The 25,507-nt window shown below is 42.7% G+C and carries 22 protein-coding genes and 2 tRNA genes; 22 read left to right on the top strand and 2 right to left on the bottom strand.

All coding sequences use genetic code 11. The features are described 5' to 3' along the window. Positions 1-3 precede the first annotated feature (3 nt). Entirely contained in the window at positions 4-948 is a 945-nt protein-coding gene (locus D1614_RS14505; RefSeq protein ID WP_119438684.1) for a lysophospholipid acyltransferase family protein, read from the top strand. Between the two features lie 923 nt (positions 949-1,871). Here the strand turns inward: D1614_RS14505 and D1614_RS14500 are convergent. Next, on the bottom strand, positions 1,872-2,723 hold the full coding sequence (locus D1614_RS14500; RefSeq protein ID WP_241558114.1) for a TrmH family RNA methyltransferase: 852 nt from the start codon (positions 2,721-2,723) through the stop codon (positions 1,872-1,874). Positions 2,724-2,739: 16 nt separating this feature from the next. Between D1614_RS14500 and tamL the strand changes: the two genes are divergently transcribed. The 21 genes from tamL to D1614_RS14395 all read left to right on the top strand — a co-directional run bounded on the left by tamL (position 2,740) and on the right by D1614_RS14395 (position 25,097). Next, on the top strand, positions 2,740-5,079 hold the full coding sequence (gene tamL / locus D1614_RS14495; RefSeq protein WP_194086711.1) for a translocation and assembly module lipoprotein TamL: 2,340 nt from the start codon (positions 2,740-2,742) through the stop codon (positions 5,077-5,079). Positions 5,080-5,194: 115 nt separating this feature from the next. Continuing rightward, positions 5,195-6,568, top strand: a complete 1,374-nt coding sequence (locus D1614_RS14490; protein ID WP_119438682.1) for a sodium-dependent transporter — start codon at positions 5,195-5,197, stop codon at positions 6,566-6,568. A gap of 116 nt (positions 6,569-6,684) precedes the next feature. Beyond that, entirely contained in the window at positions 6,685-7,782 is a 1,098-nt protein-coding gene (locus D1614_RS14485; RefSeq protein WP_119438681.1) for a helix-hairpin-helix domain-containing protein, read from the top strand. Between the two features lie 116 nt (positions 7,783-7,898). Then, the gene (rpsU, locus tag D1614_RS14480) at positions 7,899-8,090 is read left to right on the top strand and encodes a 30S ribosomal protein S21 (RefSeq protein WP_119438680.1); all 192 of its coding nucleotides are present in this window, start codon (positions 7,899-7,901) and stop codon (positions 8,088-8,090) included. 38 nt (positions 8,091-8,128) lie between these two features. Then, positions 8,129-9,028, top strand: coding sequence for a tyrosine-type recombinase/integrase (locus D1614_RS14475; RefSeq protein ID WP_119438679.1), 900 nt, complete (start codon positions 8,129-8,131; stop codon positions 9,026-9,028). A 2-nt stretch (positions 9,029-9,030) separates the two neighbouring features. Next, positions 9,031-9,333, top strand: coding sequence for a ribosome hibernation-promoting factor, HPF/YfiA family (gene hpf / locus D1614_RS14470; protein WP_119438678.1), 303 nt, complete (start codon positions 9,031-9,033; stop codon positions 9,331-9,333). A gap of 260 nt (positions 9,334-9,593) precedes the next feature. Further along, positions 9,594-9,666: transfer RNA gene (locus D1614_RS14465), tRNA-Gly, on the top strand. Positions 9,667-9,731: 65 nt separating this feature from the next. Further along, positions 9,732-9,803, top strand: a tRNA-Thr gene (locus tag D1614_RS14460). A gap of 39 nt (positions 9,804-9,842) precedes the next feature. After that, positions 9,843-11,030, top strand: a complete 1,188-nt coding sequence (gene tuf, locus D1614_RS14455) for an elongation factor Tu (protein WP_119438677.1) — start codon at positions 9,843-9,845, stop codon at positions 11,028-11,030. 208 nt (positions 11,031-11,238) lie between these two features. Next, complete coding sequence (gene secE, locus D1614_RS14450) at positions 11,239-11,430, top strand: preprotein translocase subunit SecE (RefSeq protein ID WP_119438676.1); 192 nt, start codon at positions 11,239-11,241, stop codon at positions 11,428-11,430. A gap of 19 nt (positions 11,431-11,449) precedes the next feature. Beyond that, complete coding sequence (nusG, locus tag D1614_RS14445; protein WP_119438675.1) at positions 11,450-11,998, top strand: transcription termination/antitermination protein NusG; 549 nt, start codon at positions 11,450-11,452, stop codon at positions 11,996-11,998. Positions 11,999-12,018: 20 nt separating this feature from the next. Further along, positions 12,019-12,456 carry a 50S ribosomal protein L11 gene (gene rplK, locus D1614_RS14440; protein ID WP_119438674.1) on the top strand — a complete coding sequence of 146 codons (438 nt, stop codon included), beginning with the start codon at positions 12,019-12,021 and terminating at the stop codon, positions 12,454-12,456. Between the two features lie 21 nt (positions 12,457-12,477). Further along, positions 12,478-13,173 (top strand): 50S ribosomal protein L1, encoded by a 696-nt coding sequence (gene rplA / locus D1614_RS14435; protein WP_119438673.1) that lies wholly within the window; start codon positions 12,478-12,480, stop codon positions 13,171-13,173. Between the two features lie 11 nt (positions 13,174-13,184). Continuing rightward, on the top strand, positions 13,185-13,703 hold the full coding sequence (gene rplJ / locus D1614_RS14430; RefSeq protein WP_119438672.1) for a 50S ribosomal protein L10: 519 nt from the start codon (positions 13,185-13,187) through the stop codon (positions 13,701-13,703). A 32-nt stretch (positions 13,704-13,735) separates the two neighbouring features. Beyond that, the gene (gene rplL / locus D1614_RS14425) at positions 13,736-14,113 is read left to right on the top strand and encodes a 50S ribosomal protein L7/L12 (RefSeq protein WP_119438671.1); all 378 of its coding nucleotides are present in this window, start codon (positions 13,736-13,738) and stop codon (positions 14,111-14,113) included. 107 nt (positions 14,114-14,220) lie between these two features. Further along, the gene (gene rpoB / locus D1614_RS14420; RefSeq protein ID WP_119438670.1) at positions 14,221-18,030 is read left to right on the top strand and encodes a DNA-directed RNA polymerase subunit beta; all 3,810 of its coding nucleotides are present in this window, start codon (positions 14,221-14,223) and stop codon (positions 18,028-18,030) included. Positions 18,031-18,071: 41 nt separating this feature from the next. Beyond that, the gene (gene rpoC, locus D1614_RS14415) at positions 18,072-22,331 is read left to right on the top strand and encodes a DNA-directed RNA polymerase subunit beta' (protein ID WP_119438669.1); all 4,260 of its coding nucleotides are present in this window, start codon (positions 18,072-18,074) and stop codon (positions 22,329-22,331) included. Positions 22,332-22,344: 13 nt separating this feature from the next. Beyond that, positions 22,345-22,671, top strand: coding sequence for a DUF3467 domain-containing protein (locus D1614_RS14410; protein WP_119438668.1), 327 nt, complete (start codon positions 22,345-22,347; stop codon positions 22,669-22,671). A gap of 199 nt (positions 22,672-22,870) precedes the next feature. After that, on the top strand, positions 22,871-23,308 hold the full coding sequence (locus D1614_RS14405; RefSeq protein WP_119438667.1) for a MarR family winged helix-turn-helix transcriptional regulator: 438 nt from the start codon (positions 22,871-22,873) through the stop codon (positions 23,306-23,308). Positions 23,309-23,427: 119 nt separating this feature from the next. Continuing rightward, complete coding sequence (locus tag D1614_RS14400; protein WP_206610032.1) at positions 23,428-24,054, top strand: NAD(P)H-dependent oxidoreductase; 627 nt, start codon at positions 23,428-23,430, stop codon at positions 24,052-24,054. Positions 24,055-24,290: 236 nt separating this feature from the next. After that, a complete protein-coding gene (locus D1614_RS14395) occupies positions 24,291-25,097 on the top strand; it encodes a hypothetical protein (RefSeq protein WP_119438665.1) in 807 nt (268 codons plus the stop codon). Between the two features lie 217 nt (positions 25,098-25,314). Here D1614_RS14395 and D1614_RS26075 read toward each other — a convergent pair. Then, positions 25,315-25,507: hypothetical protein (locus D1614_RS26075; protein ID WP_206610031.1), on the bottom strand; the 193-nt coding region annotated here is incomplete at its 5' end.

Raw genomic sequence — 25,507 nt, 5'->3', positions numbered from 1 at the left:
AGTATGGTTGATAAAGATTTAGTTAAAAAAGACAGCAGGTATTACGAAAGTTTTCTACGAAGAGTATTGAACAAGATACTGGTACTGTTGCTAAAAATAATCTCGTTTTTACCGTTTCCCGTTTTGTACCTGATTTCCGATTGTATGTACGTTGTTTTGAGGTACGTTGTAAGATACCGGAAGAAGGTAATCTTCGAAAACCTTTCTTATGCATTCCCCGAAAAAACGGAGGAGGAAATTAAAGCGATTACAGGGAAGTTTTACCGTCACTTTTGCGATTTTTCGCTGGAAACAGTAAAGCTTCACAGTATGACGGTAGCAGATATGGAGAAGCGGGTGAAGATTAAAGGCCTTGAAATTGGAAATGCCATTGCCGACGAAGGAAAGAGTATGATCACTCTGGGGTTTCATTACAGTAACTGGGAGTGGGGGAGTTATTTGCAGGCCAAGTCAAAGCATAAGCTTTTGATGGTTTACAGCCCGCTTCGTGGCAACAGTGCCATGGAACATTTTATTTTGCATTCGCGCGAAAAATGGGGCGGAGAATCAATTCCTATTCACAAAATAGCAAGGGCTTTACTCGAATACATGAAAAACAATATTCCGAGTACTTTGTGGCTTGCCTCCGACCAGACTCCGCCGGCTGACTCACCATTCTGGACGTATTTTTTAAACCGCGAAGCTCCGTTTTTTATCGGGCCCGAGAAGATCGCGATTAAAACCAACCAGCCCATTGTTTTTGTTTACATGAAAAAGACCGGCAGGGGACATTATGAAGCCAATGTGGAATTGTTGATTAAAGAGCCGGGCAAACTTCAGCATAAAGATATTTTGCTGGCCTACATCCGGAAAATGGAAGAAATTATTCATGAAGCACCGGAGCTTTACCTTTGGTCGCACCGGAGATGGAAGCATAAACGTCCGGAGAACATAGAGCTTACCCTTTAACTTGCTTATTGTTGCAAGCTGAGCAGGCATTGTTTGAGTTCAAGCGGTCAATTGTTACGCTCTGAGCGGTCAATTTCCTTTTGATGAATGCTTACTTCTTCTGATGTCATCGCCATTTCCTTTTAGTGAATGCTTACTTCCTCGGATGTCATCGCAGTTTCCTTTTAGTGAATGCTTACTTCCTCGGATGTCATCGCAGTTTCCTTTTAGTGAATGCTTATTTCCTCAGATGTCATCGTAGTTTCCTTTTAGTGAATGCTTATTTCCTCGGATGTCATCGCCATTTCCTTTTAGTGAATGCTTACTTCTTCCGGTGTACCCATGGTTTCCAAAAACGGGGAGCTTGTTTGTTCCCATTCAGGGGGACGAAGAATTCAGGCGGCTTTGACGTCGGAATGACGGAGGGGGTGCTGTAGTCGCAGTTTACAGTCTCAGTATTCAGTATTCAGTTGGGAAATGAATACCTGACAAACTTGAAGCTTGTGGCTAACAGCTCGTAGCTTAGCTTGTTTTGCAGTTTGACAATTTCCTTCGAAAGAGTTGGCTTCGCACGCTCGCCATGACACCAAAGCGGAGGTATTCGGGCAGCGGACAGCAGCTGACAATTTCCAGTTACGACACCCTATGTCCGCTGCCAAACGAAAACAAAACCGGACGTCATTGCGATTCGTCCGGCAGCCGACGGACGGAGAAGCAATCTGAAGGAAAGGTGTTGCTGTGATGCGGTGTTTTACTCGAAGCTCTAAGCTCGCAGCCTGTAGTTCAGAGTTCAACGTTCAGGGTTCAGAGTTGTCCTCCATGCCCTTTGCCTCATGCCCTTTGCAATTTAACAGTTTCACAATTTAGCAATAGCCTGAAGTTCGGTGTTGCTATGTCGCCGTATTGCTGTGTTGCAGATCACTCTGAACTTTAAACTCTAAACACTAAACTCTGCCAACACTCCTTTTAAACTCGGAACAAAGAATGGCCGTTGCTACCGAAACATTGAGTGACTCGGCTTTGTGTTCATTTTCCGAGAAATTGGGAATACTGATTTTCTGATCAACTGCGTTCTTAATGGCATCGCTGATTCCGTTCCCTTCATTTCCCATTACCAGCACCGATTTTTTGGATAAGTTTTCGGTGTACACATTTGAGCCTTCCATAAAAGTGCCGTAAATGCATGCCCCGGAGTTTTGGGCGATAGTTCTGAACTGCATAAAATCGCACTCGGTAACGCTTACCCTGGCAAACGATCCCATGCTGGCTTGGATAACCTTGGGATTGTACGGATCGACAGTTTCAGCGGAACAGAAAATATTCCGGATGCCAAACCAATCACAGATTCGAATAATTGTTCCCATGTTTCCCGGATCCTGGATGCCATCCAGGTAAAGCGTCAGGTCGTCAGACAAGGTTTCCGGAAGCGGTTTCTGTTCGGGTATGCGGCAAACAGCCAGACTGTTTTGAGGCGTTTTTAACAGGCTTACCTTTTTTAACTCATCTTTGCTGACAAGGGTAATGGTTTCGGCCCGCAGACCATGGTTGTGAACCGACTGCTCAAATTCGCCGGTTACAATAAGTTCTGCAATACCAATGTGCGATTTTGCCAGTTCCAGTACCATTTTATCACCTTCAACCAGGAACAAACCTGCACTGTTTCTGTATTTTTTTATCGCAAGCGAAGAAAGTTGTTTGATTTTTGATTTACTTATCATCGAGAAAAAATCACCTTCGTATATTATTTGGAGTAAAGTTACTGTTTCTGTTAAAAAGTCTTCTTTATTTTTGTGCATTAAAAGAAATTTGAATTTGATTTTATACCGTTATATCACCGAAAGGATTGGGAAGGGTTTTATTGGCGTGTTGGCCGTGTTGATACTTGCTTCCTGTTCAACCACGAGATTTGTTCCCGAGGATAAGTATCTTTTGAATAAAGTGGAACTGGAGGTGGATAATCCAGAGATAAACAAGGACGAAGCCAAATCATTTATCCGGCAGAAGGAAAATTACAAGATACTTGGGTTTGTAAAGTTTTACCTGATATTGTACAATATGTCGTCGAAAAAGAAAACGGACGACTGGCTGAAGCGAATTGGGGAAGCACCGCAACTGTACGACGAGGTGATGACAGACCGGTCGAAAGAACAGTTAAAGCAATACCTCGATAACAAAGGATATTACCGCGCAGATATTACGAGTGGACTGGACCTAAAAGATAAAAAGAAAAAGGCGAAGCTGACCTTCAACATCGAAACGGGCGAAAGGTACACGATAAACGATGTCCGTTATCATTTTGCCACGCCAAAACTGGAGGAGATTTTCAAGAAAGATTCCATGAGCCTTCAATTTAAGAGAGGAGTTCCTTTTGATATTTATGATTTACAAAAACAGCAGGAGCGGATCGTAAAGTTGTACCGGGACAAGGGATATTTTTATTTTTCCAAAAACCAGGTAAGGTACAAAGCCGATACCACGCAACTTGAAAAACGTGTAGCGCTGGATTTGTATATTGGCGAAACGAGAAATTCGCAGGTTGATTCTACAAAAATACTCCGGCCCTATTATTTCAATAATTTCTATTATTCCATTATTCCGGGAACAGCGCCTAATCTTTCTCAGGGCAAGGCTGCCAATGTATTTGCCGATACCCTTGAGTGGGACAATGCCAGGTTGTTTCTGGCTCCTTCGATTTACTATCCGGCCAATCTTTTTCGACGGACCACACAAATGCAAAGTGGCGATTTATACAACGCTACCGATGTAGAAAATACGTTTAACGCGCTGAACCGCTTGAGGCAGTTCAGGTATGTTGATATTCAGTTTGAAGAGGCTGCAGATAATCCTTACTCCAACTTGCTGGACTGTAATGTGCGTTTGTCGCCACTAAGTAAACAATCAATATCACTCGACCTGGAAGGGACCAATACCTCGGGAAACCTCGGGGTGGCAGGAAACATTTACTACCAGCACCGGAATTTGTTTCGGGGGGCCGAGGTTTTTCAGATCCGTTTAAAAGGTGCTGTTGAGCGAATGCAGCGGCAGGTGGATAATGGTTCAGAGTCGTTTAATACACGCGAATTTGGTATCGAGAACAGTTTGAATATTCCCAAGTTGCTGGGGCCTGGTAAGTTTATCCGAAGCTTTGAAAAGAACCTTCCGAAAACGGTGTTAAACATGGGCTTTAACTACCAGCGAAGGCCGGAATACACACGAACCATCACCAACCTAAGATTTGGATACGACTGGAAAACGTCACAAAACTTCAGCCATTTGTGGAATTTGATGGACGTTAATTTTGTCCATTTATTTGAATTTGATCAGGCTTTTATTGATTCTATTCAGGATTTGTACATCAAAAGTAGTTTTACCGATCATTTTATTTTTGCCACAAACTACTCGCTGGTATACAACAATCAGCATTTAGGCGTGAAAAGCAATTACACCTATGCTCGGTTGAATGTTGAATCGGCTGGAAACTCATTGTGGGCTTTGTCTAAAATCACCGGGCGGAGTAAATATCAGGATCCAAACTACGAAAACAGCCTGATCGAATACTACCGGTATCTGGGAACCCCGTTTGCCCAATACCTGAAGGCCGATATTGAGGTTCGCAGAGCCATTGAGATCGACCAGTATAACAGCATTGTGGGGCGCGCTTTTTTCGGTATTGGTTTCCCTTATGGGAATTCAGGATTGCTGCCTTTCGAGAAGCAGTATTTTGCCGGAGGTGCCAACGGCATACGTGCCTGGCAGGTGAGGTCGCTGGGACCTGGTAATTATAAAGCTCCCGATGGCTTTTACCCCAACCAATCGTCTGACTTAAAGATTGAAGCCAATCTGGAGTATCGTTACAACCTGATTGGGAGAATGGAAGGAGCGCTCTTTCTGGATGCCGGAAACATTTGGGCCATCAACAAATATTACAAAAGAGAAGGTGTTCGCTTTCACATAAATGAGTTTTATAAACAGATTGCAGTTGGTACAGGTACCGGTTTTCGTTTCAACCTGAATTATTTTATCCTGCGCTTCGATTTGGGAATGAAATTACGCGATCCGTCTGCTGAGGCTGGCAAAAGGTGGATCATTGGCACCCGGAAACTCACCGGAGACGATTTCAACCTGAACTTTGCAATCGGTTATCCTTTTTAATTTTCCCTTTTTTGCCAGGTTTTATATCGGATAGAATTATTTTTTTGCATTTTTGGTGCGCAAAGCATGAGAAATCGTAAGCATATCTGAGTATAAAATATTTAACTGAAATTTTATGGCAAATCTTCCTTCCGGAAACAGAGACTCTTTTAGCTCTAAATTTGGTGTTATTGCTGCAGCTGCCGGTTCTGCGGTAGGCTTGGGGAATATCTGGAGGTTCCCGCTTGTAACTACTCAAAACGGAGGGGGAGCTTTTTTGATGCTTTATATCGGGTTTATCATTCTTATCGGGATTCCGGTAATGCTGTCTGAGTTCACCATCGGGCGGCGTGCCCAGCTCAATGCCTTTGGCTCGTTTAAGAAGCTTGCACCCAAAAGCCCGTGGTATTTGGTAGGCTCGCTCGGAATTATAACCGCCTTTGCCATTCTTTCGTTTTACAGCACGGTGGCTGGTTGGACTTTGGAGTACCTGGTGCAGGCAGTCAGCGGAAAGCTGTTACATACCGATGATATGGTGTCGAATTTTGCCGGTTTTAGCTCAAGTTCGGCGCGTCCTGTTATCTGGCAATTGGTGATTATGGTAATCACGGGATTGGTGGTGTATGGCGGAATCAAAAAAGGAATAGAGAAGTTCACCAAAATACTTATGCCGGTATTGGTTATTCTGATTGCACTGGTTGTGGTGCGTTCGGTTACTTTACCCGGTGCCGGCGAGGGGATTCGTTATTTGTTTATCCCCGATTGGTCGGCCGTTAATTTTAAGACGGTTTTAATGGCCCTGGGACAGGCAGCTTTCTCATTGAGTATCGGTATGGGAACGCTCATAACCTACGGTTCTTATATTCAAAAAGACAATCACCTTTTAAAGACTGCCTCTCAGGTAGCTTTTACTGATACCTTCATCGCCATTCTGGCAAGTCTGATGGTAATTCCTGCCATTTTTGCCTTCTCGGTCGGATCGGTTGATCAGATGTCGCCCGGCCCGGGATTGGTTTTTGAAGTGCTGCCCAATGTTTTCAAAGCTATGCCCGGAGGTGTGGTGTTTGCCGTTATTTTCTTTTTTCTTTTGTGTGTGGCTGCGCTCACTTCCACCATCTCGGTGCTGGAAGTTGTGGTTGCCTATTTGAAGGAAGAATTAAAATTATCAAGAGGAAAGGCTACTTTAATTGCATCCGTTTCGATTAGTGTTTTGGGAGTGTTGGCAACATTGTCGTTTGGCGTATTGAGCAATTTCCTCATTTTCGGAAAAACAATATTTGGGCTGCTCGATTTTGCTTCGGCCAACATCATGTTAACTTTTGGGGCCTTGTTAATTGTAATATTTGTCGGTTGGAAGTTGGGCAAAATCAATTTCCTGGACGAGCTGAGCAATCAGGGACAGTTGAAATCATCGCTTTACAAAGTCGTCTTTTTTATCATCCGGTACATCGCTCCGGTAGCCATCGGGATAATAGCCGTTGCTGCACTTTTCATAAAAGGAATTACATAGAAACGATACTTGAAAATTATGAAAGCCGGTAGATCCGGCTTTTTTTTTGCGTTGCTTTACTCGTTCATTTTTAATAACTTGTAATGTGCTAATCTTCATCTTTATTTCCGAGCACAATGAAGAAGTTCCTACAACGCATAAAACGTCAATACCTTACTTATTCGAGGTCGGATCGAAATGCCATACTTATTCTGGCCGGTCTTCTTTTTGTTTCTGTACTTATAAACGGCCTGGTAGATTACTTGCCGCCAAAAGAGGGAACCGATTTTTCTGAGATAAAGAAACTGCTAGAAGAATGGGAAGCTGAAATGGAGATCCCGGAAAATGAATCAAGAAGGCTTTTCTCATTTAATCCCAATAGTATTTCACGCCCTCAACTTGATTCACTGGATATTCCGGAACCCATAAAAAGAAATATAGTATCGTACAGGCGTGCAGGAGGTCGGTTTAAAACAGCCAGTGATTTCCGGAAGATATACGGAATGACTGATTCTATTTATGAGGTGGTGGAGAAGTACCTGGAAATTCCTTCAGAGAAGTTAAGATCTTCTTCTTCGGGAATAGATAAGCCCGAGATGAAAGCTCTTGACTATTTCGATCCGAATACAATTACAAAAGAAGAGTTGAGAACTATGGGCTTTACTAATTACCAGGCAAGCAACCTGGTGAATTACCGTTTAAGCGGTGGCGTATTTCGAAAAGCTGATGATATGCTCAAAATTTACGGAGTGGACTCTGTTCTGTTCATCAAAGTAAAACCATTCATAAAGCTTGATTCGGTAAATGAAGTGATCGTACCTTCTTTCGATGAGATTCCAATGGTTGAGTTAAATAGTGCTGACTCTGCTTTACTGATTAAATTGCCGGGAATTGGACCAGCCTATGCAAAAAGAATCATTCGGTACCGTGAATTGTTGGGAGGCTATTATACCCCCAAACAACTGCTGGAGGTTTACAACTTTCCGGAGGATACTTTCCACAGGCTCGAAGACTATATCTACACCGATACTCTCCAGATCAGAAAAATGAGGATCAATTTTTTAGAGTTTGCCGAACTGTTGCGTCATCCATATTTATCTAAAGAGCAGGTAGCCCAGATTTTGGACAGAAAAGAGAAACTGGGGGCATTCAAAAGTATTGCCGAAGTTGCTGCATTACAGGGGTTTGATGACGTGACATTCGAGCGAGTCAGACCGTATCTTACCTGTCGTTAAAAATCCTAAAACTGAATTTAGCAGATAGGAATTATTATTTTTTTACTTTAAATTTGATATAGTATGAATAATTTCTAAATTTGCGCCTCAATTTAAAAAAGTTAAAACCGATAGATATGATTATTATTCCGGTAAAAGAGGGCGAAAATATTGAAAGAGCCTTGAAAAGGTTCAAGAGAAAATTCGAAAAGACAGGTGTAATTAAGGAATTGCGCGAACGTCAGAAATTTACCAAACCTTCGGTAAAGAGAAGGGAAGAGTTGAAGAAAGCAGCTTACGTACAAGGTTTGCAGCAACAGGAAGACTAACTAGTTTAGTGGTTCCTGATTTTTTGTAGAGATGGCCGATGAGTTATCAGGAATCGTTTATCAACTATTTGAAGTATGAGAAGAGATACTCTCCTCATACGGTAGTGGCATATAAAAATGACCTCGATCAGTTTGTGGATTTTTACACAAAAGTGATCGGGGAATTTCATGTTAAAGAGGTTGATTTCGGTTCGGTGAGAAGTTGGCTGCTTGAGCTTATGGAGCAAGGATTGACTCCAAGAAGTATTCATCGGAAAGTAACCTCGGTGAAGTCTTTTTATAATTATTTGATGCGCGAAGAGATTGTTGTTTCCAACCCGGCGGTAAATCTTACCTTGCCAAAAGTGAGGAAGAAACTGCCAACCTTTGTAGATGAAAACAGTTTGAATCATTTACTGGATGACGGGTTGGTTTTTGACAGTACCTTTTCTGGCGTTAGGGACAAGTTGATACTTTCATTGTTTTACGGAACAGGGATGAGGTTATCGGAACTGATTGGATTGCGTGACCGGGACATCGACTCAAAAGAATATTTGATCCGGGTTTTGGGAAAAAGGCAAAAAGAAAGAGTAATTCCTTATCCGCGCGAGATAAACGAGCTATTAAATGATTATATTGGAGCACGGGACAAAGAGTTTGGGCATAAGACCGAGTATTTACTGGTGACAGATAAAGGAGAACAGGTTTACGAAAAGCTTGTTTACCGTTTGGTAAAGAATAGTTTGGGGAAGGTTACCTCATTGGAAAAGAGAAGTCCCCATGTTTTACGCCATACTTATGCCACTCATTTATTGAACAGAGGTGCCGATTTAAATGCGGTAAAAGAGTTGTTAGGACATTCAAATTTAGCAGCTACCCAGGTATATACGCATACAACCTTCGAGAAGCTGCGCGACAGTTATAAACAAGCCCACCCTCGTGGTGATAAAAACGATTAATTATGGAAGTAAAAATTAATTCAGTACATTTTAATGCCGATCAGAAATTGGTAGATTTCGTAAATAAAAAGGTAGGGAAACTGGATACTTTTTTTGATGGCATTATCAAGGCTGAGGTGACTTTAAAAGTTATTAAGCCTGAAGCAGCAAATAACAAGGTTGCTGAGTTAGAGCTTTCAATTCCTGCACAAGACAATTTATTCGCGAAGAAACAGGCTGATTCTTTTGAGGAAGCAATTGATTTGGCGACAGATGCACTCAAAAAGCAAATCGATAAATACAAGGAGAAACTTAAAAACAAATAAAATTTAAAATTTGACGATCAAGTTTTAGGTTTTTAAAATATAATTTTTACATTTGCAAACCCTTTTTAGGGGCGTTCTTACAACAGCTGAATATATTGGGCTTTCGAAGAAAATCAGGTGCGAATTGGTTACATGGTTTTGCTTGATTTTTACCGAAGTACAAGAAAAATTTACCGATTTTATCGGATAGTGAATTTTTTATTCGGTAGTTTGGAAAAAAGTTGTAATTTTGCACCGCATTTTTTGCGTGGAAAGTATAAGCGGGAATAGCTCAGTTGATAGAGCATTAGCCTTCCAAGCTAAGGGTCGCGGGTTTGAGTCCCGTTTCCCGCTCAATTTAGGGATCGGAATTTTGAGTAAATAACTGCTCTTAATTCCCATCTCTTCTTGTGTGTAAGGCCGGAGTAGCTCAGGGGTAGAGCGCATCCTTGGTAAGGATGAGGTCACGAGTTCAATTCTCGTCTTCGGCTCAGATGAATTAAAGATAAATAAATTAAAATTTTGCAATTATGGCTAAACAAACGTTTGTAAGGGATAAGGACCATGTTAACATTGGTACTATTGGCCACGTTGACCATGGTAAGACTACCCTGACTGCAGCTATTACTATGGTATTAGCTAAAAAAGGATGGTCAGAAGTTAAAGCATTTGACCAAATTGACAATGCTCCGGAAGAAAAAGAAAGGGGTATTACTATAAATACCGCGCACGTAGAGTATCAGACAGCTACTCGTCACTATGCACACGTTGACTGTCCTGGTCACGCCGACTACGTTAAGAACATGGTAACTGGTGCTGCTCAGATGGACGGTGCTATTATCGTTGTTGCCGCTACTGATGGTCCTATGCCACAAACGCGTGAACACATTCTTCTTGCTCGTCAGGTAAACGTACCTAAATTGGTCGTATTCATGAATAAAGTGGATATGGTTGACGATGAAGAGTTATTGGAACTTGTTGAAATGGAAATCCGTGAGTTGCTTGATTTCTATGAGTTTGACGGTGATAATACTCCTGTTATCAAAGGTTCTGCACTTGGTGCATTGAATGGTGAACCAGAATGGGAAGAAAAAGTATTGGAATTGATGGAAGCTTGTGATACTTGGATCCCGCTGCCTCCACGTGATATTGACAAACCATTCCTGATGCCGGTTGAAGACGTATTCTCGATCACTGGTCGTGGTACTGTAGCAACAGGTCGTATCGAAACTGGTGTTGTTCACACTGGTGATGAACTGCAGTTGATTGGTTTGGGTGCAGAAGGTCGTAAGACTGTATGTACAGGGGTTGAAATGTTCCGTAAGATTTTGGACGATGGACAAGCTGGTGACAACGTAGGTTTGTTGTTGCGTGGTGTTGACAAAAAAGAAATCAAACGTGGACAGATCTTGGCAAAACCAGGTTCAATCACTCCTCACAAAAGATTCAAAGCTGAGGTTTACGTATTGAAAAAAGAAGAAGGTGGACGTCACACTCCATTCCACAATAAATACCGTCCTCAGTTCTACCTGCGTACATTGGACGTAACTGGTGAAATTCACCTGGAAGCTGGCCGCGAAATGGTTATGCCTGGTGATAACGTATCAATCGAAGTAGAATTGATCTACCCAGTGGCTCTGAACATTGGTCTTCGTTTCGCAATCCGCGAAGGTGGACGTACAGTAGGTGCTGGTCAGGTAACTGAAATTGTTGAATAATACAATTCGATAAGATATTAGTCCCGGGTTTCGGCCCGGGACTACTCACGAAAGAATCTCAGATGGGAGTGGTTGTAAACAGTAAGTTCGAAGCTTACCTTTCGTACAAAACAATGAACCTTTAGAATGAAGCATGCATAAGTTTTTCTCTTAAGGAAAGAGAAGATTACGCAGGTTTCATTTGTTGCGTAGATAATAAAATTATCACATGAAATTAAAAATTTACTTGCAAGAGGCGTACGACGAACTCGTACACAAAGTAACATGGCCTACTTGGAAAGAGCTACAAAGTAGCGCACTGGTAGTAATGATTGCTTCCTTTATTATATCATTAGTTATCTTCTTTATGGATCTGTCATTCAGAAACATAATGAGTTTTATTTATGGATTATTTTATTAATCAAAACCTTTAAGTCGAGATGAGCGAAAATAGTAAAAAATGGTATGTTCTGCGTGCGATTGGAGGCAAGGAGAAGAAGGTAAAGGAATATATCGAAAACGAAATCGCAAACGGAGATCTAAAAGGTTTTGTTGATCAGGTTCTCATTCCGACGGAAAAAGTCTATCAAATCCGAAATGGTAAAAAAATCAGCAAGGAGCGAAACTTTTTCCCGGGGTATGTTTTAATCGAAGCCGCTTTAGTGGGTGAAGTTGCACACACACTAAGGAATTTTCCTAACGTAATCGGATTTTTAGGCGACACCAAGGGTGGAGATCCGGTACCGATGCGGCAAAGCGAGGTAAACAGGATTTTAGGTCGTGTGGATGAATTAGCTGAAACCGACGAAGAAATCAATATCCCATATGTGGTTGGAGAAACTGTGAAAGTTATCGATGGACCATTTAACGGCTTTAACGGAACCATTGAGGAAATCAATGAAGAGAAGAAGAAGCTGCAAGTAATGGTGAAGATTTTTGGTCGTAAAACGCCTTTGGAACTTAGCTTTATGCAAGTCGAAAAGGAATAGTAACGCTTTAATTTATTGTTATGGCGAAAGAAGTTGCTGCATTAATTAAATTACAAATCAAAGGTGGTGCTGCTAATCCATCACCACCGGTAGGACCAGCATTAGGAGCCAAGGGGGTAAACATTATGCAGTTCTGCAAGCAGTTCAACGGAAGAACACAAGACCAACCAGGGAAAGTGCTTCCGGTGATTATCACTGTTTATGCAGACAAGTCGTTTGACTTCATAATTAAACAACCTCCGGTAGCTGTTCAGCTGTTGGAAGCTGCTAAAGTAAAAAGTGGTTCATCAGAGCCTCACGTAAAAAAAGTGGGTTCAGTGAACTGGGATCAGGTAAAGCAAATTGCCGAAGGCAAAATGTCAGACCTGAACTGCTTTACAGTGGAATCAGCAATGAGAATGGTAGCTGGAACTGCCAGAAGTATGGGAATTGCCGTTAAAGGTACTTCACCATTCTAATAACTAAAAATATCTTTTACGATGGGCAGAATTACGAAAAATAAAAAAGCTTCTTTGGAAAAACTTGAGAAAGGAAAAGTTTACTCAATTGATGAAGCGGCACAACTGGTGAAAGAAGTTACTTTTACTAAGTTTGATGCTTCTGTTGACATTGACGTACGCTTGGGAGTTGATCCAAGAAAAGCTAACCAGATGGTTAGAGGCGTAGTTTCGTTACCCCATGGAACAGGAAAAGAGGTACGTGTTTTGGCGTTGGTTACTCCTGACAAAGAACAGGAAGCCAGAGACGCCGGAGCTGACTATGTAGGTCTCGACGATTTTGTTGAGAAGATTAAAGGTGGCTGGACAGATATTGATGTAATTATCACTATGCCTCCGGTTATGGGAAAAGTAGGTGCGCTGGGTCGTATCCTTGGTCCGCGTGGTTTGATGCCAAACCCAAAGAGCGGAACCGTAACCATGGAAGTTGGTAAAGCAATATCAGAAGTTAAGCAAGGTAAAATTGATTTCAAAGTAGATAAATTTGGTATCGTTCACACATCTATCGGTAAAGTATCATTTACTCCCGAAAAGATCAAGGAAAATGCCGTTGAGTTTATCAACATGATCAACAAACTGAAGCCAACAGCTGCAAAAGGAACCTACATTAAGAGTATCTATTTATCCAGTACCATGAGCCCTGGTATTCAGGTAGAATCTAAGTCGTTTGCAGAATAAAAATAGGAATTATGAAGAGTTCAGAGAAACAAGTTATTATCAATAATTTACAAGAACAGATAGATTCATACGACCATTTTTATCTGACAGACACTAGTGGACTAAATGCTGCCGATACCAGTGATTTAAGGAGACTATGTTTTAAACAAGATGTAAAACTGGTTGTTGTTAAGAATACTCTTTTACGTAAAGCTCTTGAGAATTCGTCAAAGAATGCTGAAGAGATTTTCGATGCACTTAAAGGGAATACAACGGTAATGTTTACCTCTACAGGTAACGTTCCTGCAAAACTGATCAAAGAATTCAGCAAAACGAAAAAGAAGCCTGTTTTAAAGGCTGCATTTGTTGAAGAATCAGTTTACATGGGAGCAGAACAACTCGATGCGCTGGTTTCAGTTAAATCTAAAAACGAGCTTATCGCAGACGTTGTGGCCCTTTTACAATCACCGATCAAAACAGTTGTTGGTCAGCTGCAATCAGGTGGTACTATTATTCATGGTGTTCTAGAAACACTGAAAGAGAAAAAATAATTTTTTACGAAATAATTTAAAAAGTAATAAAAATGGCAGATTTAAAACAGCTTGCAGAAGAGTTGGTAAACTTGACTGTTAAAGAGGTTAACGAATTAGCTGGCATCCTTAAAGATGAATATGGTATTGAACCAGCTGCTGCTGCAGTTGCAGTTGCAGGCCCAGCCGCTGGCGGTGGCGAAGAAGCTGCTGCTGAACAGACTGAGTTTGACGTGATTCTGAAATCAGCAGGTGCCTCTAAACTTGCAGTTGTTAAACTCGTTAAAGAATTAACTGGTCTTGGCTTAAAAGAAGCAAAAGAAGTAGTTGACAGTGCTCCAAAAGCTTTGAAAGAAAAAATTTCAAAGGAAGAAGCTGAAGCGCTGAAAGCTCAGTTGGAAGAAGCCGGAGCTGAAGTAGAATTGAAATAACGCATTGCTACCTATTTTTATAGGTAATATGGTTTAGAATCCCGCGGAAGTTGGGTTCTAAACCTTTTTGTGTATTTATATTTTATATCATTAACCTGTATAAATACATGACAGTAAATACAACACAAGAGAGGATTAATTTTTCCTCAACACAAACCAGGTTTGATTACCCTGACTTCTTAGAAGTACAAGTTAAATCATTTAAAGATTTTTTCCAGTTAAGAACCACTCCCGATCACCGGAAGGATGAAGGTTTGTTCAAAGTCTTTGAAGAAAACTTCCCGATTTCAGATACCAGGAACAACTTCGTTCTTGAGTTTCTGGATTACCAGGTAGATCCTCCTCGATACAGCATCGAAGAATGTATCGAACGTGGTCTAACTTTTAGTGTACCATTAAAGGCGAAGTTAAAACTTTACTGTACCGATCCGGAACATGAAGATTTTGATACGGTAGTGCAGGACGTTTACCTTGGTACTGTACCGTATATGACCGAAAAAGGTACCTTCATCATAAACGGAGCAGAAAGGGTTATCGTTTCTCAGCTGCACCGTTCTCCCGGGGTATTCTTCGGGCAGAGCATGCACGCCAACGGTACCAAACTTTATTCAGCACGTATTATTCCGTTTAAAGGCTCGTGGATCGAATTTGCCACCGACATCAACAGTGTGATGTTTGCCTACATCGACAGGAAAAAGAAATTACCTGTTACCACTCTTTTACGTGCCATCGGTTTTGAAAGCGATAAAGATATTCTTGAAATATTTGATCTGGCCGATGAGATTAAAGTTTCCAAAACAGGTTTAAAGAAATTAGTGGGTCGCAAACTGGCCGCCCGTGTGTTGAAATCGTGGGTTGAAGATTTCGTTGATGAAGATACAGGTGAAGTGGTATCAATTGAGCGTAATGAGGTTATTATCGATCGTGAAACAGAGATCGAAGAAGACCACATTGAAGAAATCCTGGATTCTGGGGTGAAAACCATTCTTCTGCACAAAGAAGATCAGAATCAGCAGGATTTTGCTATTATTTACAATACCCTTCAGAAGGACCCGTGTAACTCTGAGAAAGAAGCAGTGTTGCACATATACCGTCAGTTACGTAACGCCGAACCGCCGGATGAAGCGACTGCCCGCGACGTAATTGATAAATTGTTCTTCTCTGACAAACGTTATGATTTGGGAGAAGTGGGGCGTTACCGGATCAATAAAAAGTTGGGTCTGGATGTTGACATGGAAAACAGAGTGTTGACCAAAGAGGATATCATTGAGATTATCAAGAACCTCATTCAGTTGGTGAACTCTAAAACCGATGTTGACGATATCGACCACCTTAGTAACCGTAGGGTACGTACCGTAGGCGAGCAAATGTTCAACCAGTTTGGTGTTGGTTTGGCTCGTATGGCCCGTACCATTCGCGAACGTATGAACGTACGCGATAACGAGGTGTTTACTCCGATCGACCTGATCAACTCAAAAACACTTTCGTCGGTTATCAACTCATTCTTTGGAACCAATGCACTGTCGCAGTTTATGGACCAAACGAACCCGCTGGCCGAGATGACACACAAACGTCGTATGTCGGCACTGGGACCTGGTGGTCTTTCGCGTGAAAGAGCCGGTTTCGAGGTTCGTGACGTTCACTACACCCACTACGGACGTTTGTGTCCGATTGAAACACCTGAAGGTCCGAACATCGGTTTGATTTCTTCGTTGTGTGTGTTCGCCAAAATCAATGATCTTGGTTTTATTTCTACTCCGTACCGTAAAGTTGAAAACGGTAAAGTAGACCTTTCTCCCGAGGGAGCTGTTTATTTGACAGCCGAAGAAGAAGAAGGAAAAATCATTGCTCAGGCAAACGCGCCGATTGACGAAGAAGGATACTTTGTTAACGAGCGTGTAAAAGCACGTTTGGATGGTGACTACCCGGTGGTTGAAAAACAGGAGGTGGAATTGATGGACGTAGGTCCTAACCAGATTGCTTCTGTGGCAGCATCACTGATTTCTTTCCTTGAACACGACGATGCCAACCGAGCCTTGATGGGATCGAACATGATGCGTCAGGCCGTACCACTGCTTCGCCCTGAAGCGCCAATTGTTGGTACCGGTCTGGAAGGAAGAGCTGCCGCCGACTCAAACATTATGGTGAAAGCCGAAGCCGACGGTGTTATCGAATTTGTAGATGCCAAGCAAATTATAGTACGTTACGACGTTTCAGAAGACGATCGCTTTGTAAGCTTCGATCCTGAAGTGGTAACCTATAATTTAATGAAATATACCAAAACCAACCAGGGAACTACAGTTGACCTGAAGCCGATCGTTGAAAAAGGCCAGCGCATTAAGCAGGGCCAGATTTTGACGGAAGGTTACGCAACTGAAAACGGGGAACTGGCATTGGGAAGGAACCTGATGGTGGCATTCATGCCATGGCAGGGATATAACTACGAGGATGCGATTGTGATTTCAGAAAGAATCGTTCGTGAAGATGTCTTCACTTCGGTTCACGTGGACGAATACAGCCTCGAAGTTCGCGATACCAAGCGTGGCGTGGAAGAATTTACTTCCGATATTCCAAACGTTAGTGAGGAAGCTACACGCAACCTTGATGAGAATGGTTTGATTCGTATCGGTGCAAATGTAAAACCGGGAGATATCCTGATCGGAAAAATTACCCCAAAAGGTGAGTCTGATCCTTCTCCGGAAGAAAAACTGTTACGGGCGATTTTTGGTGACAAAGCCGGTGATGTGAAAGATGCTTCATTGAAAGCTTCTCCTTCATTAACAGGTGTTGTGATCGATAAAAAATTGTTCTCGCGCGTTACCAAAGACAAAAAAGGGAAAGCTACCAAAACACTGCTTGATCAGATCGATGAAAAACTGGATCGTGACATTGCAGCTTTGAGAGCAAAACTTGAAGACAAACTCTTCACGTTGGTAAGCGGTAAAACCTCGCAAGGTGTTAAAGATTATTACGGAACCGAAGTAGTTGCCAAAGGTGTGAAATTCACTTTGAAACAACTCCAGGAGATCGATTACATGAACATTAATCCTGCAAAATGGACAACGGACAAAGACAAAAACGATCTGATTTTCCGGGTAATCAACAACTTCATCATGAAGAGCAAAGAAGCCGAAGCGGTTTCTCGTCGCGAAAGATACAATGTTACCATTGGAGATGAACTTCCAGCCGGTATCATTCAGTTGGCGAAGATTTACGTAGCTAAAAAACGTAAACTCCAGATTGGTGATAAAATGGCAGGTCGTCACGGTAACAAAGGTATTGTATCGCGCGTTGTTCGCCGGGAAGATATGCCGTTCCTGAAAGACGGTACACCGGTTGACATTGTTTTGAACCCGCTGGGTGTACCTTCGAGGATGAACCTTGGACAGATTTACGAAACGGTTCTTGGATGGGCCGGAAAAGAACTGGGGCTGAAATTTGCTACCCCGATCTTTGACGGTGCGAGCCTGGAAGAAATTAGTGAATATACTGACAAAGCTGGTGTGCCACGTTTTGGTGAAACGGTACTTACCAATGGTGAGACCGGTGAGCCATTCGACCAACCTGCAACCGTTGGGGTTATTTACATGATGAAACTGGGCCACATGGTAGAAGACAAAATGCACGCCCGTTCAATCGGTCCGTACTCACTTATTACACAGCAGCCATTGGGTGGTAAAGCTCAGTTTGGTGGTCAGCGTTTTGGTGAGATGGAAGTTTGGGCGCTGGAAGCTTTTGGTGCTTCTCATATCCTTCAGGAAATTCTGACCGTTAAGTCGGACGACGTAATGGGTAGGGCAAAAGCATACGAAACCATTGTAAAAGGTGAACCAATGCCGCAGCCTGGTATTCCGGAGTCGTTGAACGTACTGCTTCACGAATTGCGTGGTCTTGGACTAAGCGTTCGCATGGAGTAGGATATTTTAAAGGTTCAGTTTAATTGAATTTAATTTGAATTATGGCATTCAGAAAAGATAATAAAGCAAAAACGAGTTTCTCAAAAGTTTCGATCAGTTTGGCTTCACCGGAAGAAATTCTGGAAAGATCATACGGCGAGGTTTTGAAACCGGAAACCATTAACTACAGAACCTACAAGCCTGAAAGAGACGGTTTATTCTGTGAGCGTATCTTCGGACCTGTTAAAGACTACGAATGCCATTGCGGAAAATACAAGCGTATCCGTTACAAAGGGATCGTTTGCGACCGCTGTGGTGTGGAAGTAACCGAGAAGAAAGTACGCCGCGAAAGAATGGGACACATCTCGCTGGTGGTGCCTGTAGCACATATTTGGTATTTCCGCTCGTTGCCAAACAAAATTGGTTACCTGCTGGGTTTGCCAACTAAAAAACTGGATTCGATCATTTACTACGAACGTTATGTTGTGATCAATTCAGGTATTAAGAGACAGGATGGCGTAAAGGACCTTGATTTTCTTACCGAGGAAGAGTACCTGGATATTCTGGATACACTGCCAAAAGAAAACCAGTTCCTGGACGATGATGATCCAAACAAGTTTATTGCAAAAATGGGAGCAGAAGCTCTTTACGATATTTTGGCAAAACTTGAACTGGATGAACTGTCGTACGACCTGAGACACAAAGCCAATACTGAAACATCTCAACAGCGTAAAAACGAAGCGCTGAAAAGATTGCAGGTGGTAGAAGCTTTCCGTGCCAGCAAAAACCTGAACCGTCCCGAATGGATGATCGTTCGCGTGGTTCCGGTTATTCCTCCGGATTTACGTCCGTTGGTGCCGTTGGATGGTGGTCGTTTTGCGACATCCGACTTAAATGACTTGTATCGTCGAGTGATCATTCGTAACAACCGTTTGAAGCGATTGATCGAGATCAAAGCTCCTGAAGTAATCTTACGTAACGAAAAACGTATGTTACAGGAAGCGGTTGACTCTTTGTTCGACAACTCAAGAAAAGTAAACGCTGTTAAAACGGAGAATAACCGTGCGCTTAAATCGCTTTCGGACAGTTTGAAAGGAAAACAGGGACGTTTCCGTCAAAACCTTTTGGGTAAACGTGTTGACTATTCAGCACGTTCGGTAATCGTTGTTGGGCCTAAACTGCAGATCCACGAATGTGGTCTTCCGAAAGACATGGCAGCGGAACTTTACAAGCCTTTCGTTATTCGTAAGTTGATCGAAAGAGGTATTGTAAAAACAGTAAAATCAGCGAAAAAAATAGTTGACCGTAAAGACCCGGTTGTTTGGGAAATCCTTGAAAACGTATTGAAAGGACACCCGGTTATGCTGAACAGGGCGCCCACGCTGCACCGTCTGTCAATCCAGGCTTTCCAGCCGGTTTTGATCGAAGGTAAAGCTATTCAGTTGCACCCTTTGGTATGTACCGGTTTTAACGCCGACTTCGACGGTGACCAGATGGCCGTTCACCTCCCGCTGGGAAATGCCGCCATTTTGGAAGCTCAGTTGCTGATGCTTGCATCACACAACTTGTTGAACCCGGCTAACGGTGCGCCTATCCAGGTTCCTTCTCAGGACATGGTATTAGGTCTTTACTACATGACCAAACCGCGTAAAGGTGGAAGAGGTGAAGGGATGACATTCTATTCTCCGGAAGAAGTAATGATCGCCTACAACGAGAAATCCATCGACCTGCACGCAATTATCAAAGTAAAAGTAGAGGATGTGGACGAGAACGGTGAGTTCTTCAAACACATCATCGAAACCACTGTTGGTCGTGTTATTTTCAACGAAGTTGTTCCTCGCGAAGCCGGTTACGTAAACCAGCTTCTGACCAAAAAATCGTTGAGAACCATTATTACCGATGTGTTCAACACAAGTGGTAATGCGGTTACTGTTAAATTCCTGGATGATATTAAACACCTTGGTTATACAATGGCTTACCGTGGCGGTTTGTCGTTCAACCTGGGCGATGTTATTATTCCGGAAGACAAAGAAGTAATCGTAAGCGATGGTTACGAGGAAGTAGAAGAAGTGATCAGTAACTATAACATGGGTTTCATTACCAATAACGAACGTTACAACCAGGTTATTGATATTTGGACACATGCCAATGCCAAGCTGACACAGTCGGTAATGAAAACTTTGAGTACCGACCGTCAGGGTTTCAACTCTATTTACATGATGCTTGACTCGGGGGCTCGTGGTTCGAAAGAACAGATTCGCCAGTTATGCGGGATGAGGGGTTTGATGGCAAAACCACAAAAATCAGGTTCTACCGGTTCTCAGATTATCGAAAACCCGATTCTTGCGAACTTTAAAGAGGGCCTTTCGGTACTGGAGTACTTTATCTCTACCCACGGTGCCCGTAAAGGTTTGGCGGATACCGCCCTTAAAACAGCGGATGCTGGTTACTTAACCCGTCGTTTGGTGGACGTTGCACAAGATGTGATCATCTCGGAAGACGACTGTGGAACACTGCGTGGTTTGGTAGCTGCCGATGTGAAGAGTAACGAAGAAGTAGTTGCTTCTCTTTTCGAAAGAATCATTGGTAGAACAACTGTTCACGATATTTATCACCCGTTAAATGGTCAACTGATCATTAAGTCAGGTGATGAAATTACAGATGATATCGCAAAAGTAATTGAAGATTCTCCGATTGAAACTGTTGAAATTCGTTCGGTACTGACTTGTGAGTCCAAAGTAGGTGTTTGTGCCAAATGTTATGGCCGCAACCTTGCCACCGGGCTTAAAGTTCAGAAAGGGGAGGCTGTCGGCGTAATTGCTGCTCAGTCGATCGGTGAGCCTGGTACACAGCTTACACTGCGTACCTTCCACGTAGGGGGTATTGCAGGTAACATTTCGGCTCAGTCAACCATCGAATCAAAATACGACGGTTACTGTGAAATTGAAGAACTTCGTTCTGTACAATATAAGCTGGAAGATGGTAAGGAGATGGATATTGTGGTTAGTCGTTTGGCTGAACTCAAAATCATCGACAAGAATACCAACATTCCGTTGTCGACGCATCCGATACCTTACGGTGCAAAACTTTATGTGAAAAACGGTCAGGAAATCCGCAAAGGTACCTTGATTTGTGAGTGGGACCCGTTCAACGGTGTTATCATCACAGAGTTTGAAGGTAAAGTTGAATTTGACAACCTGATTGACGGTATTACCTTCCGTGAAGAATCGGATGAGCAGACCGGTTATAGCGAAAGAGTAATCATTGAAACGAAGGATAAAACGAAGAACCCGTCTCTGAAAATTATGGACGACGCGGGCGAAATGATTCGTTCTTACAACCTTCCGGTAGGTGGTCACATTTCAGTAACTCCAGGTCAGAAGGTGAAAGCAGGTACTATTCTGGTGAAAATTCCTCGTGCTGCTGGTAAAGCAGGCGATATCACCGGGGGGCTTCCACGTGTTACCGAATTGTTCGAAGCACGTAACCCCTCTAACCCGGCAGTTGTTTCCGAGGTGGACGGTGAGGTTTCACTGGGTAAAATCAAAAGAGGTAACCGTGAGATTATTGTTACCGCTAAAAACGGCGATGTGAAGAAATACCTCGTACCGCTGTCAAAACAGATTCTGGTACAGGAAAACGACTATATCCGTGCAGGTATCTCACTTTCTGACGGTGCTACCACTCCTTCAGATATTCTGGCGATCAAAGGCCCGACAGCTGTTCAGGAATATATTCTGAACGAGGTACAGGATGTTTACCGCATGCAGGGGGTAAAAATTAACGACAAACACTTTGAAGTGATCATCCGTCAGATGATGCGTAAAGTAGAAATCGTTGACCCGGGAGATACCCGTTTCCTTGAAAAACAAGTGGTTGACAAGAACGAATTCTCTTCTGAAAACGACTGGATTTACAGCAAGAAAGTTGTAGTCGATCCGGGAGATGCAGAGGGAATGAAAGCTGGTCAGATTATTTCTGCCCGTCGTTTGAGAGACGAAAACTCTCAGCTTCGTAGGAAAGATAAGAAACTGGTGGAATCCAGGGACGCAATTCCTGCCACATCCAGCCAGGTTCTGCAAGGTATCACCAGGGCTGCACTTCAAACACGCAGCTGGTTATCGGCAGCATCGTTCCAGGAAACTACCAAGGTACTGAACGAAGCAGCGATCAACGGTAAGGTGGACTACCTCGACGGATTGAAAGAGAACGTAATTTGCGGTCACTTGATTCCGGCCGGAACCGGTCTGAAAGAATACAAAAACCTGGTTGTAGGATCGAAAGAAGAATACGACAGGTTGGTTGACGGAAGACATTCATAAAAGTTAAGCAGATATGGAAGACAACAAACAAAAGTCACAGCAGATCAATATTGAATTGAGTGAAGAAGTAGCTCAGGGGACTTATTCGAACCTGGCAGTTATTACGCACTCGAGTTCAGAGTTTGTGGTGGATTTTGTCCGGATTATGCCCGGTATTCCAAAGGCGAATGTCAAGTCGAGAGTTATTCTTACACCGGAACATGCAAAGCGTTTGTTATTGGCACTTCAGGATAATATTGCAAAATATGAAGCCATGCACGGGCCGATAAAGAACGTAAAACCGGGATCTGACCCCATGATGCCGCCAATGAATTTTGGTGGTCCTACTGCACAAGCGTAACAAAAAGCTTACACTAAATAGAAAGAGGAATCAGAAATGGTTCCTCTTTTATTTTTAGCCTGTTTTAGAATGATCGCCTCCTGCAAACTCGCGCTAGCACCTTGTTTTGTTCTCTGAATGTTAAATGTTGATTCATTGTTTGTGTTTTGGGAAATAAAATTGTGCACAATATAATTGTGGGCTATATTTGTGCTCGCTTATGGAGGAAAAGTTACAGTTAAAGAGTCAGGTTTGTTTTCCTATATATTCATTATCAAGGGAAATCATTAACAGGTACCGTCCGTTTTTGGATGAGTTGGATATTACCTATCCGCAGTACCTGGTTCTGATGGTATTGTGGGAGAACGAAGTGCAAACCGTCAACCAGATAGGAGAGAAACTTAACCTGGATAGCGGAACACTTACACCACTGTTAAAAAGGCTGGAAGCGAAAGAATTAATTCACCGGTGCAGGAGACGTTCCGACGAGCGGGTGGTTGAAATTACACTCACCGAGAAAGCCGGTTCGTTGAAAAACAAAGCAGTGCTGGTTCCTGAAAAAGTGGTGAAGGATATCGGTTTAACAATCGAAGACCTCGAAGATCTGAAACGAATTGTTACCAAAATCTTGAACAAGACTAAAAAGAGTCTGCCTTAGCTGAAAAAGCAGGTACTTCTTTTCCGTAGCAAACGATTTAGCAAATCAATAAACTTATTTTCCTAATCTTATTCGACGATGTTTTGATTTACTAATAATTGAGGAGACAGAAAATGTTATTGGAGAATTTAAATTGGCGTTACGCCACAAAAAAGTACGACCCTACCAAAAAAGTATCGCAGGAAGCTGTGGAAAAAATTGTGGAAGCTGCCCGTTTGGCACCTACTTCTTCGGGTTTACAGCAGTTCCGGGTGATTGTTATTTCGAACCAGGAGTTAAAAGACAAGATTGTGCCGATAGCCTGGGGACAGCAAATCGTGGCCGATTGTTCGCATATCCTCGTTTTTGCAGCATGGGACCGGTATACCGAAGAAAGAATAGACCAGATTTTTAATTATACCACTGATCAGCGGGGGTTACCACGGGGACGTTTTGATTCTTACACCAGCAAATTAAAGGATTTGTACCTGCCGCAAACAGCGGAGGAGAATTTTAATCACACTGCGCGGCAAGCCTACATTGGGTTTAGTTTGTCCATTACACAGGCCGCCGAGTTAAAGATCGACAGTACCCCGATGGAGGGTTTTAGCAGTGATGAACTCGATGAGTTACTGGGTCTGAAAGAAAAGGGGCTGAGAAGCGTTACCATGCTTCCTATTGGCTACCGGGACGCAGAAGGCGATTGGCTGGAAGGAATGAAGAAAGTGAGAAATCCCAAAAACGAATTCGTTTTGGAATACGCATAATTTCGTGTCGAACCAACATAAAGGCTTTCACAATAGTGGAAGCCTTTTTTATGGACTCCCGGGAAACACGCTTACTCAGTATCACCACTTTTTTTCTGGCTCGGGGAAAAGAACCATTGGCAGATGCTTCGTCAGATGGCAAAAAATTGTTAGCTTGGTGCCAATCTACCGGAAATCAAAAACGCGGGTATGTTTGTACAAGCGTATCTTTTCCGGTTCGCTAAAAACGAATAACAATGAAGTATCTGATTCTTTTTGCCATTTTGCTGATGGGTATTTCGGTAAATGCCCAGCAGCCTTATAAATACGTACTAATTCCTACTCATTTTGATGATTTTGGGAACGATATTAACCCATACGGCCTTAGCTCTGTTGTGCAGGCCGAGTTGGACAAACAATCCATTAAAGGCATTTTTGCCACCAACCAGATGCCGGAAGATTACTGCGAGACTTTAACCGTAAACCTGGTGAAAGCATCGAGTTTGCTGCGAAACAAAGTAAAGGTGGAATTAAAAGACTGTATGAGCAAAGTAATATGGTCGAACGAGGGAACCGGGCGTTCAAAAGATTACCGCGAAGGGTTTGGTGAAGCGGTGGTGGATGCATTAAAGGACCTCACTGAGTTGCCTGTCAACACAACCATAAGCGGACTGCCTCAGAAAGCGAACACAGCTCCTAGAGTTACCGCGTTGGTAAAAACCGAAAAAGCGCCGGCGGTTACACAGACCCAGACCGAAAGAGAAGTGGACGAAAATTATAAACCGGTAAGTCCTTACTACAACGGTACTTATTTGGTGGATGTCGTGGATACCGGTAACAGCAAAAAGGAACTATTGATCTTAAATGGTGAAGTGCTGGGGTATAAAAAGCAGCAAAGAATAGCGACACTAACGCCTTCGGGTCTGGAAGATGTGTTTACAATAACCTGGATAAATTCCGACGGAGAGAGCGTTAACGGCGTCGCCAAATTAACGGCTGCCAAACTGGAAATTTCGCTGAGTAAAGATGGTCAGGAAGAGGTGATTGTATTGCAGAAATTATAGCGGATAAAGTCATCGGCCTTCTTTGGAATGGCATTGTTTAAAAGCGCCTGATAGATTCCAAATGCTTGTGCTACACTGGTTTCGGCAAAAAGAGAAGCCGGCTCTGATGAACCGACTTCTCGTTTTAATTTGGTTAGATTTGGTTTGAAAACCCAAGGGTTGAATATACTAAATTATTCAGTACCGCAAATTCTTGATAACATAATTCGATGCTATGTTATTCTGCCGGGAAGGCGATTCTAGACGACGAAAGATCTGCTCGTATGCAGGCACTTTTTTCCCACTTTGGTTGTTCCCGGTAAAACTTATGGTGTAGCTGTGCTTTGGTAAGTGTGACTCGTCCTAAAAAAAGTTTACAGGTTATAACTCCAAATTTATTTGTTTTCTGTAGTAGTTCTTCCATCTTTTTT

The sequence above is a fragment of the Maribellus luteus genome (assembly GCF_003576475.1).
Lineage (GTDB): Bacteria > Bacteroidota > Bacteroidia > Bacteroidales > Prolixibacteraceae > Draconibacterium > Draconibacterium luteum.
The sequence above is the reverse complement of the archived record's forward strand: the minus strand, read 5'-3'. Positions and strand labels throughout refer to the sequence as shown.

Excerpts from the sequence above, each read along its gene's own strand:
- D1614_RS14505 (WP_119438684.1), top strand. The coding sequence starts at position 4 with ATGGTTGATAAAGATTTAGTTAAAAAAGACAGCAGGTATTACGAAAGT.
- D1614_RS14500 (WP_241558114.1), bottom strand. The coding sequence starts at position 2,723 with ATGCACAAAAATAAAGAAGACTTTTTAACAGAAACAGTAACTTTACTC.
- D1614_RS14490 (WP_119438682.1), top strand. The coding sequence starts at position 5,195 with ATGGCAAATCTTCCTTCCGGAAACAGAGACTCTTTTAGCTCTAAATTT.
- D1614_RS14485 (WP_119438681.1), top strand. The coding sequence starts at position 6,685 with ATGAAGAAGTTCCTACAACGCATAAAACGTCAATACCTTACTTATTCG.
- rpsU (WP_119438680.1), top strand. The coding sequence starts at position 7,899 with ATGATTATTATTCCGGTAAAAGAGGGCGAAAATATTGAAAGAGCCTTG.
- D1614_RS14475 (WP_119438679.1), top strand. The coding sequence starts at position 8,129 with ATGAGTTATCAGGAATCGTTTATCAACTATTTGAAGTATGAGAAGAGA.
- hpf (WP_119438678.1), top strand. The coding sequence starts at position 9,031 with ATGGAAGTAAAAATTAATTCAGTACATTTTAATGCCGATCAGAAATTG.
- tuf (WP_119438677.1), top strand. The coding sequence starts at position 9,843 with ATGGCTAAACAAACGTTTGTAAGGGATAAGGACCATGTTAACATTGGT.
- secE (WP_119438676.1), top strand. The coding sequence starts at position 11,239 with ATGAAATTAAAAATTTACTTGCAAGAGGCGTACGACGAACTCGTACAC.
- nusG (WP_119438675.1), top strand. The coding sequence starts at position 11,450 with ATGAGCGAAAATAGTAAAAAATGGTATGTTCTGCGTGCGATTGGAGGC.
- rplK (WP_119438674.1), top strand. The coding sequence starts at position 12,019 with ATGGCGAAAGAAGTTGCTGCATTAATTAAATTACAAATCAAAGGTGGT.
- rplA (WP_119438673.1), top strand. The coding sequence starts at position 12,478 with ATGGGCAGAATTACGAAAAATAAAAAAGCTTCTTTGGAAAAACTTGAG.
- rplJ (WP_119438672.1), top strand. The coding sequence starts at position 13,185 with ATGAAGAGTTCAGAGAAACAAGTTATTATCAATAATTTACAAGAACAG.
- rplL (WP_119438671.1), top strand. The coding sequence starts at position 13,736 with ATGGCAGATTTAAAACAGCTTGCAGAAGAGTTGGTAAACTTGACTGTT.
- rpoB (WP_119438670.1), top strand. The coding sequence starts at position 14,221 with ATGACAGTAAATACAACACAAGAGAGGATTAATTTTTCCTCAACACAA.
- rpoC (WP_119438669.1), top strand. The coding sequence starts at position 18,072 with ATGGCATTCAGAAAAGATAATAAAGCAAAAACGAGTTTCTCAAAAGTT.
- D1614_RS14410 (WP_119438668.1), top strand. The coding sequence starts at position 22,345 with ATGGAAGACAACAAACAAAAGTCACAGCAGATCAATATTGAATTGAGT.
- D1614_RS14405 (WP_119438667.1), top strand. The coding sequence starts at position 22,871 with ATGGAGGAAAAGTTACAGTTAAAGAGTCAGGTTTGTTTTCCTATATAT.
- D1614_RS14395 (WP_119438665.1), top strand. The coding sequence starts at position 24,291 with ATGAAGTATCTGATTCTTTTTGCCATTTTGCTGATGGGTATTTCGGTA.